Raw genomic sequence first — 1511 nt, 5'->3', positions numbered from 1 at the left:
GTCGGGGCGGCCGGGGGCGGTGCGGACGAGGGTGGTGTTGATGTTGGCGTGCCGGTCGAGCTGGGCGGCGCCGAGGAAGCCGACGTCGATCCGGCCGGGCTGCAGCCAGTAGTTGAACAGCTCGGGTACGGAGACCACGGCGTCGGCGGTGTCGGCGAGTTCGCCGTCGCCGATGGACAGCGGCAGCCGGCCGGGCCGGGCGCCGATGGCGCCGGATTCGTAGACGAGGACGAGGCCGGGGTTGGCGGTGCGGCGGGCGAGGTTGGCGGCGGTGCTGGGCAGGCCGATGCCGACGAAGCAGGTGCCGGCGCCGGCCAGCGCGCGGGCGGCGTTGACCTCCATCAGCTCGTCGGAGGTCCACGCGGGGCCGGTCCCCGGCCGCGTCACCGGCCGAGTCACCGGGGCGCTCCGCCGCGCACGTGCTCCTCCAGCCAGGCGGCGAACCGGGCGCGGTCGCGGGAGAGGGCGTCCCAGTCGCGGTAGTAGGCGTTGTCGCGTACGGAATAGCCCGCCGCGTACGACGGGTGGGCGCCGCCGGGGACCTCGGCGACCGCGGTGACGGCCCAGCCCGGCAGCACGACCGCGCCGGGCCGCGGGCGCAGCTCGTCGACGATCTCCTCGACGGTGACCAGCGAGCGCCTGGCGGCGAGCACGGCCTCCTTCTGCACGCCGGTGAGCCCCCAGAACTGCACGTTGCCCGCGCGGTCGGCCCGCTGGGCGTGGATGACGGCGACGTCGGGGTTGACGGCGGCCACGGCGGCCAGTTCCTCGCCGGTGAACGGGCAGGTGACGGGGGCGACGGTGGGGGTACGGGCGACGAGCCCGGTGCCGCGGTAGCCGCGCAGGACGGCGAACGGCAGGCCGGCCGCGCCGGCGGCGTAGCGGTTGGCCATGCCGGCGTGGCTGTGCTCCTCGACCTCCAGCGGCCGGGGCCAGCCGTTCTCGACCGCGTCGCGGAAGCGGTGCAGGGAGCCGACGCCGGGGTTGCCGCCCCAGGAGAAGACGAGCTTGCGCGCGAGCCCGGCGCCGATGAGCTGGTCGTAGATCAGGTCGGGGGTCATCCGTACCAGCGTCAGGTCGGTGGCGCCGCGGCGGATGACCTCGTGCGCCGCGGCGAACGGGATCAGGTGGGTGAAGCCCTCCATCGCGACCGTGTCGCCGTCGTGCACCAGCCCGGCCACCGCGTCCCGCAAGGTCCGGATCTCCGCCATGCCGCCTCGCTCCCCGGGATGTTCGCTGTGCGCACGGGAGTTCACCGCTGCTCGGTCCGAGTCTGGGACCGGCCGTCCACGCATGTCAACGGCCCCCGCCCCGGGGACGTACGCGGGTCGCGGGCCCGCCGGCACTACGCTGATCACCGATGTTCAGTCCCGAGGGCCCGACCCTTCTCGAACTGACCGTGCAGGCGATGTCCTCCACGGAACGCGGCTACGACCTGCTGGCGCCGAAGTTCGACGGCACCCCGTTCCGCACCCCCGACCGGGTGCTGGACGCGTTCGCCGCCGCCGTCG

Annotated in this window: 2 protein-coding genes and 1 pseudogene; 1 reads left to right on the top strand and 2 read right to left on the bottom strand. The window is 74.9% G+C overall.

Annotation, left to right across the window (positions count from 1 at the left end; genetic code table 11):
* A partial coding sequence (locus H5J30_RS32660) for a CoA-transferase (RefSeq protein WP_309505703.1) occupies positions 1 to 387 on the bottom strand: 387 nt, incomplete at its 3' end.
* Between the two features lie 8 nt (positions 388 to 395).
* A complete protein-coding gene (locus H5J30_RS32655) occupies positions 396 to 1211 on the bottom strand; it encodes a CoA transferase subunit A (protein WP_181791285.1) in 816 nt (271 codons plus the stop codon).
* A gap of 149 nt (positions 1212 to 1360) precedes the next feature.
* Here H5J30_RS32655 and H5J30_RS37175 point away from each other — a divergent pair.
* A pseudogene (locus H5J30_RS37175) lies at positions 1361 to 1511 on the top strand (SAM-dependent methyltransferase); the annotation flags it as partial.

The sequence above is a fragment of the Streptomyces phytophilus genome (assembly GCF_013870535.1).
Lineage (GTDB): Bacteria > Actinomycetota > Actinomycetes > Streptomycetales > Streptomycetaceae > Streptomyces > Streptomyces phytophilus.
This window is presented reverse-complemented; position numbering and strand designations above follow the sequence as displayed.

Excerpts from the sequence above, each read along its gene's own strand:
- H5J30_RS32655 (WP_181791285.1), bottom strand. The coding sequence starts at position 1,211 with ATGGCGGAGATCCGGACCTTGCGGGACGCGGTGGCCGGGCTGGTGCAC.